Source organism: Lacrimispora brassicae (assembly GCF_054772055.1).
Genome location: NZ_BRYH01000006.1, coordinates 82978 through 99962, shown reverse-complemented (window position 1 = coordinate 99962; position 16985 = coordinate 82978). Strand labels below are relative to the sequence as shown.

The following is a 16985-nucleotide window of genomic DNA, read 5'->3' as shown; positions in this document are numbered from 1 at the left end:
TATTTTATCACACTAGCCACACCGAAACATATTTGTTATAATGAAAGAGCAAAAAAATAACTGTTAAGATTTTAACAGTTTAATCAATTAATTCAGCGTTAAATTCAGAAAGGCGGGTTAACATGAACATTCATAACCTGAAAATGTTTATAAAAATAGTGGAATCCGGCAGCATCTCAAAAACTGCCGAACAGATGAACATCAGCCAGTCCGCATTAAGCCAGCAGCTTCGAGTCATGGAACTGGAATTCAGCGCAAGGCTTTTTGAGCGGAACTATCAGGGTGTGATTCCGACTAACATTGGTATGATTGTTTACAACCGTGCTCTTGAGATATTATCGTCCTATGACAGAATGCTGGTTGATATAACAAATGCACAGAATCAAAATAAAGCCATACATATCCTTGCCTCTCCCTGCGTATATTCTTATGCCCTGCCATGCTCGTTTTACCATGTGAAAAACAAGTATCCGGAATATACACTTAATATGGAAATGATGTCCAGCAGAATCATAGAGGAAAAAATATCAAAAGGCTTTGCTGATATGGGAATTATCATAGGCAGGCCCAAGGATAAAAACCTATCAGCCAAAAAAGTATTTACCGACCATGTTTTTCTGGTTGCAGGGGAAAAAATGAAGGTTCCTTCCCAGTTAGACTGTCAGGATCTTTATGATTATCCTCTGCTGATGCTGGTAAAAGCCCAAAAAACAAGACAGGTACTGGATAAAATGCTGAACAAAAACGGGATCCGCATCAATCAGCTTCATATTCCTTATACTCTTGAATCCACGGAATCCATTAAACTGTCCGCTATTAACGGCTTCGGACTTGCTTTTCTTCCCTATATGGCAATCAAGAAGGAGATTTATAATAAGCAGCTTCGCATTATTGAATGCCCATGCCTGGAATTTGATAATGAATATTATTCCATAAAAAATGCAGCCAGTGTTCCACTCAATGATGAATCCTCAAAGCTCATTAAATATATTGAAATAATCCTGAAAGAGACTATTTGTTAGCATTAACGGTGATTTCCCATACACCGTTAATGACTTCATCCGTATCATAATTTAAATTATTTGCCTTACAAAAAGCTTCAATATTAGAAATCGTACAGCTATGGTCCGTAACCACCATATATTCTTCACCGTTTTTTATGGAATCAATGACATTTTTTAATCTTAAAACAGGTACCGGACACATATCACCCAGACAATCAATTTTAACCATAAGCACTCCTTCTGCACATTCCTATGCTTTTGCAAGCTGCTGTTCTTATTTCTGAACAGAAAGCATGATTTGATATACACTCATTTTATCTGAAAAGATGCTGGCTATCAATAGTAAATTTCCAATGTGACTTACAGCAAAAAAGCTGCCGCTATATAGATTTTCATCTATTTTGCAACAGCTTTTTTCCATGTTCTTGTATTATGTAACTATTGCTTATCTCCCATGCTCTCCTATGCCGTCCAGACGCTGCCTGGCTAAGTCAGCAGATACCACGTCATAACAGGTCTCATAAGGCGCTGCCCCAGCAAATCTCCAGCATCATCCTGCTCCTGTTATAATTGCCCCAGACGGTACAGGGCCAGTCCGTAGATCTTTGCGTTGGTCATTAAGTCCTCCACGGTCATCCACTCATTGGGATTGTGGCTGATGCCTTTCTGGCCCGGGAAGCTTGGACCAAAGGGGACAATTCCCGGCATGGCCTTGGCATAAGTGCCGCCTGTGGTGGTTACAGGGGTACCATCCTGCCCTGTGACCAGTTCATAGCTCTCCTGCATGGCCTTAACCATGGGAGTATCCTTTGGGAATACTACCGGATCAAAATTCTGTATGAGTCCGGCCTTAAGCCCCTCTGCTTCGGCCTTACCGCAGATGCGCTTCATGATTTCATCTATGGTGATGCCTCCCGGATAGCTTAAGGTGACATCAAAGGCCGCCTGTCTCCGGCCCCAGAGACTTTCCTGAACCACGTTCAGCTTATATCCCCGCATCTCCATCATACCATATTCCTCATGGCAAAAATCAATCCCCAGCCGGTCGCCTGTATTCCTGGCTCCCATAAAATATTTGTTTATAAAATCGAAAAATGTCCCCAACTGCTCCATACTGCCTGTAATCCGCACCATAGCCCTGCCCCGCTCGCTGTACACCACCGGGTACTTGCAGTCCGGTGTGAAACCATAGAGGGGTGGTCTCTCCTTTGAGAGATAGTATTTCAGATCCTCAAATCCGGATTCTTCGTCACATCCGAAGATGATGCGCACCGGATTCTTAAGAGTAAGCCCGGCCTCCTTAATAGCGGCCAGGCCATAGAGGCATGCCATGACTGGTCCTTTATTGTCCAGCACTCCCCTGCTGTAGATGACTCCGTTCTCCATATAGCCGCTGAAAGGCGGCTGCTTCCAGCCTTCTCCCACCGGGACCACGTCCACATGACCGATGGCGCAGACATAGTCTTCTCCCCTGCCATACTGGGCATATCCAATATAATCATCCAGGTTTACGGTGTCAAATCCCAGTTGCCGGCTGATATCCAGGGCGCATTCCAATGCACGCTTCACACCAGGACCAAAGGGAGCCCCATCACAGGCCTCCCTTTCCACACTGTCAATGCGTACCAGCTCCTGGACACTGCTGATGAACCGGTCCTTTAACCGGTCCACGCAGTCCAGAATCTTCTTATCTAAATCGTTTTCTATGGTTCTATCTCCCATATCTTATTCCTCTATGGGCGCCATACGCGTCTTCATATAATGTTCCATCCATTCCTCAGAGGCTTTCTCATAAGTGCAGCGGCCGTCCTCCCCACGGGTTACCAGGTAAACCGTGGGTTCCAGTTCCTCCGTGACCACTGCGAAAGAAAAACCCTCTATATTTGTGGCGACACCCCACTCTCCCTTAGGATTCATGGCAATAAGGGATATGTCACCGGCCTCGCCCCGACGTAACCGAAGTTCCATATCCAGCCGGTTCACCGCTGTCTCACAGGCTTCCTGAGGATCCATTCCCTCTCCCATAAGCCGGACGATCTCATAAGAAATGCAGCCTTTCATCAGATCCTCTCCCAGGCCGGTGGCGCTGGCGGCTCCTTTCCTGCTGTCGGCATAGAAGCCGGAACCGGATATAGGAGAATCGCCTACCCGGCCCTTTTTCTTCATGAACAGGCCGCTGGTAGAGGTGGCTGCCGTCATCTTGCCATTCCCATCCAGGCAGGCCATACCCACGGTGTCATGGCCGGAATAAGGCTTAAGCTCCTTAGCTGCTGCCCTGGCCGCCATCTCCTTAACCCGCTTCCTGTAATGTGCCCTGGCTCTGTCTGTCAACATATTCTTGCGCTCAAAGCCTTCCTTGTGGGCGAATTTCTCAGCCCCCTCAGCTACCAGCATGCTATTGACTTTCTCCTGGCTTAAGCGTCTGGCAATGGACACCGGATTGGCAAAGTCCCTGATAGCAGCCACAGCTCCTATATCCAGTGTGTTGCCATCCATATAGGCGGCGTCCATTTCCACTTCCATTTCCTCATTAGGCAGTCCGCCGTAGCCCACGGATTTATAATAAGGGAAGTCCTCCACCTGACGGATGGCCAACTCGATGGCATCTCCTGCGTCGCCGCATTCTTTTAGCAGCTCAGCTCCCTTGGTAATCCCTTCTACGGCCATACGCCAGGTTGCTATCATACCCCACATGGCAAAGGCCTCCTTTTATCTAAAACAGAATTCATGAATCAGCTCCGAAGTGTCTGCACCGTCGGCCAGGGCCCTGGCCATAGCACACATATTTCTTAAGGCGTCATTAAGGCCCAGACCTCCCTTTTTCGGAGTCTCCACAATCGATACGTTATCTTTATAAGCCGCAATGGTATCTGCATTCTCCACAGACATGGCTGCAAATGCCTTTGCCTTGGTGGTTGCGTTAATATCGCAGGCCACTTTGGCGCACATCTGCGCGTAATCCCCATAGTTAAAGGCCGGCCCGCACATTACCACATCCGGCTGCAGCTTGTTCACCATGGCACAAAGCTTGCGGCTGACCTCCTCCGGGTCGGCAAGGTATGTGCCATTGCCGCAGCACAGACAGGCCATAATGTGTCCGTCCACCTGTTTTAAGAAAGGCTCCATCATGACTGCCGGTCCGATGGGCTCTTTTTTCCCTGTTAGGGGAACCATGGTGTCGTCCTTGGTTCCAAGTCCTGACTGAATCTGGTCATATATCATAATAAGCTTCATACCATACACCTCATTTTATAGATCATCAAAAGAAAGATCGTTAAGATCAATATCGTCATCATCGGTTTTCTCAGTTTTCCTGGTCTCGTCTTCCATGTACTGTTTATCCATTATCTTGATGAACGGCATATAGATGAATACGCCCAGAACAAGAAGAATCAACTGAAGCACGGCCCCCTGCCAGCCGGTTGCCAGGAACCCGGAGAGGATCACAGGCATGGTCCACGGGATTGCCACACCAGAGCATAAAGGAACCAGGCCGATGCTCATGCAGAAGTAGGAAATCACAATGTTGATGGTGGGCACCAGCATGAAAGGAATGAGAATCATTGGGTTCAGTAAGATGGGAAGGCCAAACACAATAGGTTCATTGATTCCGAACAAGCCAGGGATAAATGCCAGTTTCCCTAACTCTTTGATACGCTTGGAACGGCAGAAAAACAGCATTGCAATCAGCAGAGACAAGGTGGAACCGCAACCGCCAAACGTGGCAAACAGATCCTGGAACTGCTGGGATATAATATTGGGCAGCGGCTGGCCTGCCTGTAATGCAGCCAGATTCTCTGCAGACAAGGTCTGAAGGATGGGATTGAATACCGCACCCACTACGGAACCGCCGTTTACTCCGAAGAACCAGAAGAGATGGAGGAAGATATAAGCAATTACCATAGCCGGAAGGGTGTTGCCCAGCTTAAGGAGAGGAGTCTGCAAGATGGTGAACACAAAGTTGAATGCGTTATCATATGGGGTCATGGCAAAAATAATGTTTATGATGAAGAACACCAGCACGGAAATTCCGGCAGGAATCAGGGCAGAGAAAGACTTTGCCACTGTAGGAGGAACACCGTCAGGCATCTTGATGATCCACCCTTTTTTATTGACCCACGCATAGATGTGTACAGACAGGAACGCCACAATAATTCCTACGAAGATTCCCTTGGAACCCACCCAGCCTAGGGGAATACCTGATACAGCAGTATCATTTACCATGATCTTATAAGGCATGATTAAGAACCAGCATACCAGTGATACGGCAGCGCCGAACAGCTTATCTACCTTCATCTGTTCGGAAAAGGAATAGCCGATTCCAACGACTGCCAGCATTGCCATGATTGAGAACGTGGCATCGGTTGGCTTGGCGAAATAGGCATCCCAGTTCTCCCCAAAGAACCTTGCCCAGAAATTAGTCCACCCGGGAATCGGGAAATTGGCAATGAGCAGGAAAAAGGAACCCACGATTAACAGCGGCATGGACAGCAGGAAGCCGTCACGAATTGCAATAAGATACTTGTTCTTTCCGATTCGCTCTGCCAAAGGCATGAGTACTGACTCTAATTTACTTAACATATTGTTATTCCCCCGTTTTTATTTGTTTTTGCTATGATGAAAGTTCTGCTTTTTAATAGCTGCTGTTATTTGGAAGCTTTTATAAGCTTGATCGCAGATTTAAGGACCTTCTCACCGTTCATCATACCGTAATCGGTCTGGTCAATGACCTGAATCGGGATGCCTGTGTTTCCGTACTTTTCCACAATCTCACCGTAGCGGTATTTGACCTGAGGTCCTAATAGAATCACATCCGGATGCTTCTCATCAATGATCTGGCCGATCTTGCCGTCCGGGAACGCTTCCACCTCAATGGGAAGGTTATGCTGGTTGGCTACGTTCTGCATTTTGCTTGCCAGCATGCTGGTTGACATTCCTGCGCTGCAGAATAAATACACTCGTTTCATTGTAAAATCCTCCTTGCTATTTGCATTTTTTTATTTCCATCATTTACTCCCCACCTTCTCCTCCAGCTCTGTGATCCTCTTGTAGGTGGCGATCATCTCCTCTGCGATGATTTTGAATCCTTCCGCGCTCATAAGCTGGTCTTCCGCATGGATCAGGATCAGGGAACCGCCCACCGGCTCACCCCGGGCCTCTTTCTGGATCAGTTCAAAGTGGGCCTCATGTCCTGCCATAAACAGTTCCTGACCGGCTTTTATACATTCCCCTGCGCCGCTGAAATCCCCATGCTTTGCTTTCTGGATTGCCTCAATGTAGCTGGACCGTGCGCCGCCTACATTGGATATGATTTTAAAGCAAATCATCTCTAATCCCTCTAACATATTGCTGCCTCCTGTATGTATTGATGAAAGCAAAATGCAGCAAAACCGTTCTGTTCGCTGCATCTTTGCTTATGCTGCCTTACTTAATTATAATTATAAGACAGTTATTCACTTTTTTTCCTTAAAGGCATTTCCTAGCTCTTAGGAAATTCACTCCATGATCCGGTCGATAAATTCCTCATATCCACAGGGAGCCGCTAATTTTGCCAGCTCCTCAGGCTGGTTCACTATGTTGGATATCCAGTCAAAAAAGATTTTAATCATCCTGGCCTCCCCTTTATTAATAGCAAACAGCATCACCAGCCGCACCTCAAAGGCGCCCCATTTCACAGGATTCTTAAGCTGGGCCACCGCAATGGTGGAATTCCTGGCAAAGGCTCCAAAGGCATGGGGAATAGCAAATGTATTCACAAAGGAGGTTGGTGACATCTGTTCCCTCTTTAATACCACATCTGTAAATTCCGGTTCCACAACCCCTGCCTGTACCAGACTTAAACACAGCATACGGATGATTTCCTCCGGGCTGGTGCAGTTCACTTCTGTGTGGTAATGCTCCCGGCGGATCAGGCTGCCGATATGGGAGGAAAATTCCAGCCGGAATCCTTTTTTATCCAGCCGGTTAATGGCCTGGAGAATCCTGGACTCTGTCTCGGAATCCACAAATAAGTTAATGGAAACTGTCTCCACCGCCAGCCCGTGTTCTAAGGGAAAGGTGCTGAGCAGCAGGTCCGGATCCAGGGAAGACACTGCCTCCTCTTCAAAATAGCCAAAGACCTTCACCACTTCCATCCTCTCACGAAACATATCGGAAATTTTCTTCACGCACATGTCAGAGAAGGACTGGTTGTGAGGCAGAATCATTACGGCACGGTACTTCCTTTCTGCGTTCATGCGCTCACTGGCAGCTCCCAGATGGAGGGCGATATAGCAGCTCTCTGCATCAGATATGGGAGTCATAAGCCTTTCTTCCAGAAATTCCACCACGTAGATGCCCATCTCAAAGACCAGAGGGTATTTGCGCTTGATCTCTTCCACAAACACCTCCTCCATCCGGACCTGGTTTCTGACACGCTCAACCAGTCCGTGAATATGCATCTTAAGGCCGGCGATCAGGTCCCCATCCTGCCGGAAATCCAGCCCAAACAAAGCATATATCTGCTCCAGTGCCTCGCCTACCAGCTTCCTGGTACTCAGCCACTTGCCGCCGAAATTCACGAAATCACCGGTATAGTTAGAGGCCTTTCTGCCCATGACCACCAGGGCGAACATCCCCACTTCACTGTCGTGGATCTTTATGTGCAGGCGTTTGGAAATGCGGTCAAAGAAATCCTGTGAAATCTGGTACTCAATGGTATCCTCCAATTCCTGCACCTCCTCTTCCATACTGATGTAGTTGGCACAGTTCATCCTCTCAATGCTGGTACCGGCGTGCAGCATAAGCATGGGAAACATGGATTCATGAATGGAATAATCGTATTCCTTCAGCACATCCACGAATATGTCCTTTACCTCAATTAAGTCGAAGCTTTTGTATAAATTGGCCAGCAGGTTTAAGTTGAGAAAATTCTCCTGTACTTCAGCCATCAGCAGGTCCTTGTAAAACCGCCGTTTTCCGGCCTCATCTCCCTTTAAAGAAATGCATTCCTTATTGCGGACCAGCTTTAAGCCGGAATAGGGTTCCAGCATCTTCCGTATTCGTTTTAAGTCATTGTCAATGGAAGCTCCGCTGACATAGATCTGGCTCTGGAGCAGGGTGAGGTTCAGTTCTTTTACTTCGAATAACAGCTTCTGTATAATGTATGCACAGCGGGCAGCGGGAGTCTGGGGAATACCCGCTTCCCGGGATTCTTTCCATGGCAGAGACGATAGTCTGGCCATTTCACAAATGCGGTAGCCCTGCCGTACATTAGACTCTATGGGAGGCGGGATCATGTGTTTGTTAATGGACTCCACATCAGAGCGTATGGTCCGGTCCGACACCTGCAAAAGACCAGCAAGGCGCCGGCTGGTTATCCAGTCTCCCCGCTCAGATAATATGGCAAGCAGCTTCTCCTGTCTATTGTTCTGCATGTCTAAATACTCCTTTTCTTGCTGTTATTTTCTGAAAGAGCCCCTATTCAGAGGATGCGGAATGCGAACACCGTCCATGGTTTTGCGTAATCCAGCAGAACGTGCTCATACTCAGGAAGATACCCCATAACATTCTTGCGGCCGTCATTTGGCATGTCTTTGGTAACGATCTGCAGTTCGCCCTTATATTTTGGATAACCGTCATTTAAGATGACCACATCGCCGCGCTTTAAGTCCCTGGTATTGGCAGCAGGGATGGAGTGATCCGCAAATGTGACTCTGGGGCCTGAGGAACGGATCATATACTCACTCATATCACCTCTTACCACATGGTGAGTCTCATATTCCAGGATCTGGCCCTCGGTCTGGGTCAGTTCTTTCTCCAGCCGGATACCAAAGGTCAGGAGGCTGGAACTGAGGGCTGCACAAGTCTTAAGTTCCTCATCAGTGGCATAGGCATTGGCGATGAGCACGTCATCTACCACGCCGGCGGCAAACAGATGACGCACCTGAAAATCAAGGGGAAGGCCGCGGTGATGCTCCAGAGTGCACAGTCCCTCATTCACAGGCCATGGGCCGTATGCTCCGGGCGCGTTGCTGGACACAAAGGCCGCCACCTTAAGCCCCAGTGATTTCATCTTATCATTACAGGTATTAAAATGCTTCAGGCTCAATCCCGTATACCTCTGCGGATAAAAATTGTGGCAGGTAATCAGCTTGTCGCGATCCGGATGGTGGTCCATGATATTTTCCACATATACCAGCTTGGTGCTGGCATTGAGCTCCACTTTAAGCCCCTGGGGATTGTAAGTCATAAGACTTTCTTTCATGCCGTCAAAGCCTTCGTCCAGACGGATGCCATCCACATGCATTTCCTGAAATATGGATAAATCCCCGTAGGAGATTCCCAGCCGGGAGAATACGGCAGGGCTCACATCCGGTATGATCTCCATACCCCAGGCGTGGGCGGCATCCGCCAGTCTCCGGAAACGGCCGATTACCTCTTCCCTGCTCTTCTCCTCAACACTTAACAGGCAGGTAAAGATTCTTTTATACCCTAATTCCCCTGCCTTTTTAATATATTCCATGTCCTTTTCTTCGGTGGAATGTTCCGGATAAACGGAAATGCCTAATCTTGCCATATGAATAACCCCTCTCTTATATGTTACCGGCCAATACTTATGTACCGGCTGGTTCTTTGACATTAACTATAGTCCGTCAAGTGAGAATTTGGGGGTAAATGTGTTTCCTAATTGTTAGGAAATAGTCTTGTTTCTTCACTAAAGCCAGCCCCTCTTGGGTACTGCAGCAAAGAGCAGAGAGAAAACTGGCACATGGAAGATTATGAACAATCGCTAAAATTATTATATATAATCTTTTTTAAAAAACAATAGTCATCTTTGTAAAGGGTTATAACCTCTTTACAAAGATGACATTTTTTCAAGTGAATTACGATAATAAAATGTGATATTTTAAAAGTTATTGACAGATAAATTTCTATTTTTTACACCATCGTATAAAAATTTTACACCCCCATGAAAATAATGATAAAGCCGGAATTCCGTCTCCAAAATATAAATCCCTTTAAACCCATCAAAAAGGGGCAGCACCGATCCCCAGGGTATGTCCCCCCAGGCAGGCGGCAGATGCAAATCGCCTATTCCCTTTGAAAAGTTATCCATATAGTTTTTCATCTCACCGTGCTTTCCAAAATTATCATGCACATGAAGGTGCACTGCCAATGGAGCCATCTTGCGGATATCCGACACATAATCCCGGTTATAGTTTATGGCCGACAGATAAGCATGGCCGAAATCTAAGGTAATTCCACAATTATTACAGCCTATTTTCTTAATATGTGCTGCTAAATCTTCCGGATTTACCCCCAGCATGGTCCGGAATTTTTCAGTATCTCCCGAATAATACGGATTTTCTATGCCAATCCGCACACCTGCGGCATACTGCGCGATTTCTTTATAATAAGCAATATCCTTTAAAAGACCGTCTTCATCCTCCACTGCTATAGGACTGGCATGGACGGTTATATTGGGGGCATTAATTTGTTTTGCAAAGTCAATGCATGACTTAAAAAACTCCAAACGTTCCACCTCTCCCATGGCCTGAGGATAAAAGCTGTAAGGCATATGAATGGAGTAGGTAAAATCATAATCCATCAAAATTTGTTTCACAGCCCAAACCCGCGGCTCTAAAAGTCTGCCGTTTAAGAGTACATCCATAGAATGCATAATCAGTTCACAGCAATTCCCGCCTGATTCCCGGACCAGATCCAGACAACGCCGCAGTTTACTGTCATCGCCGTCAATCCAGTCGGCATTCAGGCCAATACCAATCAGCTCATTCACCTTCTCATCTCCTATATAAAATAGATAAACCTCAAACAAACTTTAAAGGTTTCAAGGGAAAATTCACGTTATTTAAAATAAGAATACTTTTTTATGCTTAACCACAGCTTTTCACCGACTTCAAATTCCTCATCTGAAATAATGGTCAATTCCAGACCTGGCTCCACCTCTACCACACAGTTTACGCAGTTTCCCCGGTATGCCCCGCTTTTCACAGTAACCGGGAAGGCCCCTTCTATTTGTGAGCCGCCAAGAAGGGCATGCTCCGGACGGAAACAAAGCTTCACACGTTCCGCTTCATGAATATCGGTGCTAAGGGGTATGGGGGTTCCTGAATGAGTGATAAAAACACCATTTGATATCTTTCCCTCTATAAAATTGCTGGTGCCCACAAACTGTGCTACAAAAGGATTCGCCGGGTTTTTATAAATCTCCTGGGGCCTTCCGATCTGCTGTACAACGCCCTTTTCAAACACTGCAATCCTGTCCGAAATTTCCAGCGCTTCTTCCTGGTCATGGGTCACATATACAACCGTGATGCCTACCTGGCGCTGTAAATCCTTTATGTCCTTACGCATTTTAATGCGCAGCTTTACGTCCAGATTGGAAAGCGGTTCATCCAGCAGAAGGGCCTGGGGCTGTATGACCAATGCCCGGACAATTGCCACACGCTGCTGCTGCCCGCCTGAAAGCTGACCGGGATGCCGTTTTTCCATTCCTTCCAGGCCCCCCACCGACAGAGCCCATCTCACACGCTCGTCAATGACATTTTGCGGAAGCTTTCTCATCCGCAGTCCGTAGGCAATATTTTCATAAATGGACATATGAGGCCAAAGCGCATAGTTCTGGAACACAAAGCCCACATTCCGTTCCCACGGATTTAAAGAGGAAATATCCTTTCCATCGAAAGAAATATGTCCGCCGGTTAACTCCTCAAAACCGGCAATCAAGCGCAGCAGGGTTGTTTTTCCGCAGCCGGAGGACCCTAATAATGTAAAAAATTCCCCTGGTTGAATATTAATATCAATTCCCTTTAATACTTCTACTTCACCAAACTTTTTTGCAACATGATCAACTTTTATTGATGCCGGTTTCAGCGATAAGTTTTCATTCATCATTCACTCCTTAGCCTTTCTCCTGGAACTTAACATGTTCCCGCCCCATCCTGCTTAAAAGATACATGGGCACAAATACGAAAATCATCAGCAGTACAGCCATGGAGGATGCAATTCCAAAATCGGTGTTGGCCGACATAGCCTTTTGAAAGATAACCACAACCATGTTTTCCCACGGCGGACGGTACAGCATGATATTGGTACTGAACTCGGTCATGATCTGTGTAAATGCCAGGGCACTGCCGCTTAAAACCCCGCCCATCATGAGCTTAAGGGTAACATCCATGAACACCCTGCCGGGCTTCGCCCCTACCATTAACGCCGCTTCCTCCAGAGAGGGATGTACCTGATACAGGGCAGCTTCTGCGTTTTTAATGGAAAACTGCAGCTTCCGGATAAAATAGGACAATACCAGAATCATCCATGTGCCTGTTAAAACAATGGGCGGTTTATTGAACACAACAATGTAGCCGATGGCCATGGTCATCCCCGGCACTACATAGGGGATAATGACGGAAAAATTCAAAAAAGGAGAAAACAGTTTATACCGTTTGCGTACAATGATAAATGCAATGCCAACACCCACCACAATATTTAAAACAGTGGCCAGACCGCACATGAAGAAGGTCATTAGAATCGGGCGGTAGTAATGAGTAAACAGGTTATAATAGTTTTCCAGTGTAAACCGGATGACCGGCAGCCCATTTGCCCCAAAGTCAATAATCGGCTTTCCGTTTTTAAACCGGAACAGGGAATACACCAGCAGCGTAATGTGGGGCATAAATGAAATAATAACATAAAGAAATACAACAAAGGTAATTGCAGCACCAAGGAGCCTGCCCGGTGTTTTTTCCACATATCGTTTCGCCGAAATAGAGGAATACGCCTTTCCAGCCAGTATGATCCGCTGCAATGCCAGAAATGCGCCGGCAATAAACAGCATAATAATACCTGCCGTTGCTGCTTTGGACAAGTTTCCCCCCATCTCGCTTACAAATTCATTGTAAATGACAACCGGCATAACCGGAAACTCACCACCCAGCATATAAGGCGCCCCAAAGTCGGAGAAGGCGCCAAGGCCCGCCATCAGCAGCCCTGTCAGAATACCCGGAAGAGCCAGAGGCAATTCAATTTTAAACAGGGTGTTGATTTTGTTGCCCCCCAGGCTTAAAGAAGCTTCCTTATGAGCAGGGTCCTGAGCGATAAAAGCTTCATAGCAGGTAAGAAACACCAGGGCGGAAAGGGGCCAGATATTTACCCATACAATTCCGGGAATGCCCTTTAAGCTGAAAGGTACGTCAATCCCTGTTACCAATTGAATCAGCCAGTTAAAAAATCCAAATCGCTTCAGTAAAATCACCCAGGCCTGTGCCCCCAAAAAAGGAGGGGCACAGGAAGCCATGGTAATCAATGTAATGATCAGGTTTTTATTCTTCATTTTATACCGCGCCATAAAGTACGCGATAGGAACGCCAATCAGAGCGGTGACAGGGGTGATGATCCCAGTCAGCATCAAACTGTTTTTAAAGGCGCTTTTCGTAGTTCGCTCGGTAAAGAATTTAACAAAGTTTATGAGGGATATACCGCCTTCTTTTGGCATCACAGCGGAAGCAAAGATCCAAAACATGGGAATAATAATTGCAACGATGCTGAGGATAACAAAAAGGGACGTAATGTATATCCAAGGGTCTTTCAAACGTTTCATACACCTGTCACCTCTTACTTTTTATTTTCTGGCAGCATCCAGTGCCTTTGAAAAGTTATCCAGCACTTCATCCTTGGAATTAAACTTCGATTCAATGAGCTTGTAAGAGCTTAAATCACTTAAGCCTTCCGGCGGAGCCATGTCCGTACGGGCAGAACGTCTTTTTACAACATCCTGTAAAACTTTATGTACATCCCTGCTTAAAATAAAGTCCAGAAACAGCTTGGCATTATCCATGTTTTTGGCACCCTTGATGATACCGGTCGCTTCCACGTTATATGTAACCCCATCTTCCGGATAAATGTTCTTAACAGGCTCACCGCTCATTTCCCATTTGTAGCCTAAGTCCTCATTGATAAATCCTACCGGATTTGTGGCATCCTTTACAGCAGCAAACATAGCATCCGAGCTTGGGTACACTTCCGTGTTTAGAAGCAGTTGCTGCATATAATCCCAATCATATAAAGAGGCCATGCCCTTTACAAGAGACAAACCGGTTCCTGACTTGGAGGGGTCTGCCAAGGCGATCTTATCCTTTTTCCACTTTGGATCTGTTAATTCCTTTAAAGTTTTTGGATAGTCGGCCTCTGATTTTATAAGCCTTGTATTTACCAAAATAGTCTGAGGCATAATTACGTAAGAATGCCATTTGTGATCCGGGTCCTGGGTAATCATAGACGCATCTTCTTTGGACTCATAGGCTTCAAACAGATCCGGATTGGACAGATACAAAAATGTATCACCGCCCCAAAGCACATCTCCGCCAGGATTATCTTTTTCCGCACTGATTCTGGCAAGCAGTTCGCCGGTTCCGCTCTTTACTTCCTCAATTTCAATGCCGGGATACTTTTCCTTCCACAGCCCATAAATCGGTTCGGTAATCTCCGGGCCGCTGCCGGTGTAAATGACAACCTTGCCGGTTGGACCGCCTGCTGCCGGTTCCGCTGCTTTTGTTGTGTCCGCTGCAGTTGTTTCAGCGGTTGCAGCATCTGCTGCCGTGGTGGCTGACGACTGGCCGGAACTGCATCCGGTTAAAGCTGAGATCCCCATTACAACTGCCATTGCATAACCCCAAATTCTTTTCATGATAAAATCCTCCTTTTTTAATAATTCCATTCTCCTAAATAAGTTTTGTGTGCGCTTAATATATCTTCCACCAGTTCTTTTGCCAGTGGATAATCGCCGATTAAAGGATGTGCCATCAAAGCGGCCTGGGCCGTTTGAACTGACTTTGTGTTAATTGCTTCCACGGTCAGATTCTCATATGCCTTTACACTCTGAATGATCGCCTGGGCTGCCGGAGAAAGTTCCCCTCTTTCCTCCACCACGATCCCGTCTTTTGTAATCCTGCAGGTGATTTCCATAACATCTGCGGCTTTCAGCCCAAAGTGCCCCACTGAATCCGGAATGGATAAAACCATTTCCCTCTCTTCTCCGGTAGCCATGGTCAAAAGATAATTCATCATAACCCCCGCATAACCTTCCGCATTGGGTATCTGCCCGTCAAAAGGCTTGTGAGCCAATGCCTGTTTGGTTTCATTTACCATGTAGGTAGACTCCCTGTTGTACATAAACCGTAAATAGGTTTGCAGCATTTCCTCTATCTGTGTCTCCGGGTTCATCTGTGAAAGCGCTTTAAACATCTCAATGTTGTTTTCCATTACAGCCCGTCCCCGGGCTTTTTGGCTGCTTTGAACGTTTTGGTTTGACTTGTTCCGGTAAAAGAAATAGTACAGATATTCATTGGGCAGATGTCCCATGGTGCGGATCACATCCGGTTCAAACATGGAAAACTCTTTTACTTTCCTTAAAAATTCATCATCTTTTAACAGCTCCGGCAATAATTCTTTCCCGTTATGTAAAACACTTGTTACAAAGGACAGATGGTTCAGACCTGCAAACTGTACCTTCAATTCGCCGGCTGGGATCCCCAGTGCCTCCGCCATATTGATCTTTGTGCTGCTGGGCGCGTCACAGATTCCCAGTACCCGGTCATAACCGGCATCACGAAGGGCCTGGGTCACCAGACCGGATGGGTTGGTAAAGTTAAATATCCATGCCTTTGGTGCCAGCTCCTTTATAATTCTGCAGTACTCCTTCATCACCGGAATGGTTCTGAGAGCCATGGAAAATCCGCCGATTCCGGTAGTTTCCTGCCCCAGCACACCATGTTTTACGGCAATATCTTCATCAATCACACGGCCTTCGTCATATCCCACCCGGATGGTGGTTACTACAAAATCTGCTCCGGAAACAGCTTCCCGTATATCCACAGAGGTGCTTACCTTTAAGGCCGGATTTGCTTTCTGCGCTGCATACTTGGATAGCGCTCCCATAACAGCCAGCTTTTTTTCGTCCGTATCAAAAAGAACCAGCTCAGTGATGCCCATAATATCCGCTTTTTGGGCTACGCCATTGGTAAAAAACACAGTCCTTACACCTGCTCCGCCCAGAATTACTAATTTCATTTTAATTCCTCCTTTAATTGTTTTAGATTTGGAACTTTTTCATATCCGCCGTATCCCTGTACCGAGGAAGCGCCGCAAAAGTTGGCCGCTTTTAAGCATTCTTCAGGAGATAAACCGTTTAAGAATCCATATAAATACCCTGCATTAAATGAATCGCCGGCACCGGTGGTATCAAGAGAGACCACGCTGTAAGCTTTCCCATGGATCACCTCTTTGCCCATCAGCAGCCGGGATCCCCGGGCCCCCATTTTTATGGCGGCATGTGAGCAGAAACCAGCCAGTTTTTCAACCCCACCATCTAATCCATCCCCACGGGTGTATTCCATTAATTCCTTATCATTAATAAAGAAAACGTCCAGTTTCTTTGTTATTTCAAATAAACATTCATCCCAGCACCCTGTATCATCCCAGCCTACATCCATGGAAACCGTAGCTCCGGCTCTATGGGCATCTTCAATAAATTGCAGATATTCTTCTAAGTCTATGGGGCCCCTGTAATTGGTTAAATGGGTATGCCGTGTTTTTTCCAGCAGCTCCTTAGGAATATCCTTTGGCGTAACCTCATTTACACAGCCGTCATATGTGATAAACCGTCTGTCTTTGTCTACATCCAGTGCGATTGAAATGCCGGTGCTTTTTTCAGAGAGCCTGGTCTCGATTTTTACCCCGTATTTTTGCATTTCCTGTAAGATGAATTCACCGAACAAATCATTATGTACCGCACCATAGATCACGGTCTTCATTCCAAGCTTGCTGAGTCCGATGGACGTGATGGCTACGCCGCCGCCGCAGTGCACATACATATTGTCCACCCGTATTTCCTCTCCCGGGCCCGGCAGCGCGTCATACGGCGGTACAATCAGGTCAATATTAGGCGTACCTGCTATGAGAACATCTATTTCTTTCATGGTTTTT

At 46.5% G+C, this 16985-nt stretch carries 16 protein-coding genes; 1 reads left to right on the top strand and 15 read right to left on the bottom strand.

The features are described from left to right. Window positions 1-122 precede the first annotated feature (122 nt). On the top strand, window positions 123-1022 hold the full coding sequence (locus ACYVD3_RS03525; RefSeq protein WP_460641129.1) for a LysR family transcriptional regulator: 900 nt from the start codon (window positions 123-125) through the stop codon (window positions 1020-1022). Here ACYVD3_RS03525 and ACYVD3_RS03520 read toward each other — a convergent pair. From ACYVD3_RS03520 to ACYVD3_RS03450, 15 genes are all read right to left on the bottom strand, one after another. Then, entirely contained in the window at window positions 1012-1233 is a 222-nt protein-coding gene (locus tag ACYVD3_RS03520) for a sulfurtransferase TusA family protein (RefSeq protein ID WP_460641128.1), read from the bottom strand. The genes ACYVD3_RS03525 and ACYVD3_RS03520 overlap by 11 nt on opposite strands. 335 nt (window positions 1234-1568) lie before the next feature. Then, a complete protein-coding gene (locus ACYVD3_RS03515; protein ID WP_460641127.1) occupies window positions 1569-2726 on the bottom strand; it encodes a Sapep family Mn(2+)-dependent dipeptidase in 1158 nt (385 codons plus the stop codon). A 3-nt stretch (window positions 2727-2729) separates the two neighbouring features. Further along, window positions 2730-3698, bottom strand: a complete 969-nt coding sequence (locus ACYVD3_RS03510) for a N(4)-(beta-N-acetylglucosaminyl)-L-asparaginase (protein WP_460641126.1) — start codon at window positions 3696-3698, stop codon at window positions 2730-2732. 15 nt (window positions 3699-3713) lie between these two features. Further along, window positions 3714-4238, bottom strand: a complete 525-nt coding sequence (locus ACYVD3_RS03505) for a GrdB-related putative oxidoreductase (RefSeq protein WP_460641125.1) — start codon at window positions 4236-4238, stop codon at window positions 3714-3716. Between the two features lie 15 nt (window positions 4239-4253). After that, on the bottom strand, window positions 4254-5585 hold the full coding sequence (gene celB / locus ACYVD3_RS03500; RefSeq protein WP_460641124.1) for a PTS cellobiose transporter subunit IIC: 1332 nt from the start codon (window positions 5583-5585) through the stop codon (window positions 4254-4256). 65 nt (window positions 5586-5650) lie between these two features. After that, window positions 5651-5971 (bottom strand): PTS sugar transporter subunit IIB, encoded by a 321-nt coding sequence (locus ACYVD3_RS03495; protein WP_460641123.1) that lies wholly within the window; start codon window positions 5969-5971, stop codon window positions 5651-5653. Between the two features lie 39 nt (window positions 5972-6010). Next, complete coding sequence (locus ACYVD3_RS03490) at window positions 6011-6349, bottom strand: PTS lactose/cellobiose transporter subunit IIA (RefSeq protein WP_460641122.1); 339 nt, start codon at window positions 6347-6349, stop codon at window positions 6011-6013. Window positions 6350-6499: 150 nt separating this feature from the next. Beyond that, a complete protein-coding gene (locus ACYVD3_RS03485; protein WP_460641121.1) occupies window positions 6500-8419 on the bottom strand; it encodes a BglG family transcription antiterminator in 1920 nt (639 codons plus the stop codon). Between the two features lie 47 nt (window positions 8420-8466). Further along, a complete protein-coding gene (locus ACYVD3_RS03480) occupies window positions 8467-9561 on the bottom strand; it encodes a DUF871 domain-containing protein (protein ID WP_460641120.1) in 1095 nt (364 codons plus the stop codon). A gap of 330 nt (window positions 9562-9891) precedes the next feature. Further along, window positions 9892-10782 (bottom strand): sugar phosphate isomerase/epimerase family protein, encoded by an 891-nt coding sequence (locus tag ACYVD3_RS03475; RefSeq protein WP_460641119.1) that lies wholly within the window; start codon window positions 10780-10782, stop codon window positions 9892-9894. Between the two features lie 68 nt (window positions 10783-10850). Next, window positions 10851-11900, bottom strand: coding sequence for an ABC transporter ATP-binding protein (locus ACYVD3_RS03470; protein WP_460641118.1), 1050 nt, complete (start codon window positions 11898-11900; stop codon window positions 10851-10853). A gap of 7 nt (window positions 11901-11907) precedes the next feature. Next, window positions 11908-13602 (bottom strand): ABC transporter permease, encoded by a 1695-nt coding sequence (locus tag ACYVD3_RS03465; protein WP_460641117.1) that lies wholly within the window; start codon window positions 13600-13602, stop codon window positions 11908-11910. A 21-nt stretch (window positions 13603-13623) separates the two neighbouring features. Next, a complete protein-coding gene (locus ACYVD3_RS03460; RefSeq protein WP_460641116.1) occupies window positions 13624-14688 on the bottom strand; it encodes an ABC transporter substrate-binding protein in 1065 nt (354 codons plus the stop codon). A 17-nt stretch (window positions 14689-14705) separates the two neighbouring features. Further along, window positions 14706-16070 (bottom strand): family 4 glycosyl hydrolase, encoded by a 1365-nt coding sequence (locus ACYVD3_RS03455; protein WP_460641115.1) that lies wholly within the window; start codon window positions 16068-16070, stop codon window positions 14706-14708. Next, window positions 16067-16978 (bottom strand): carbohydrate kinase family protein, encoded by a 912-nt coding sequence (locus ACYVD3_RS03450; RefSeq protein WP_460641114.1) that lies wholly within the window; start codon window positions 16976-16978, stop codon window positions 16067-16069. Before ACYVD3_RS03450 ends, ACYVD3_RS03455 begins: the two co-directional genes overlap by 4 nt. Window positions 16979-16985: the final 7 nt, after the last annotated feature.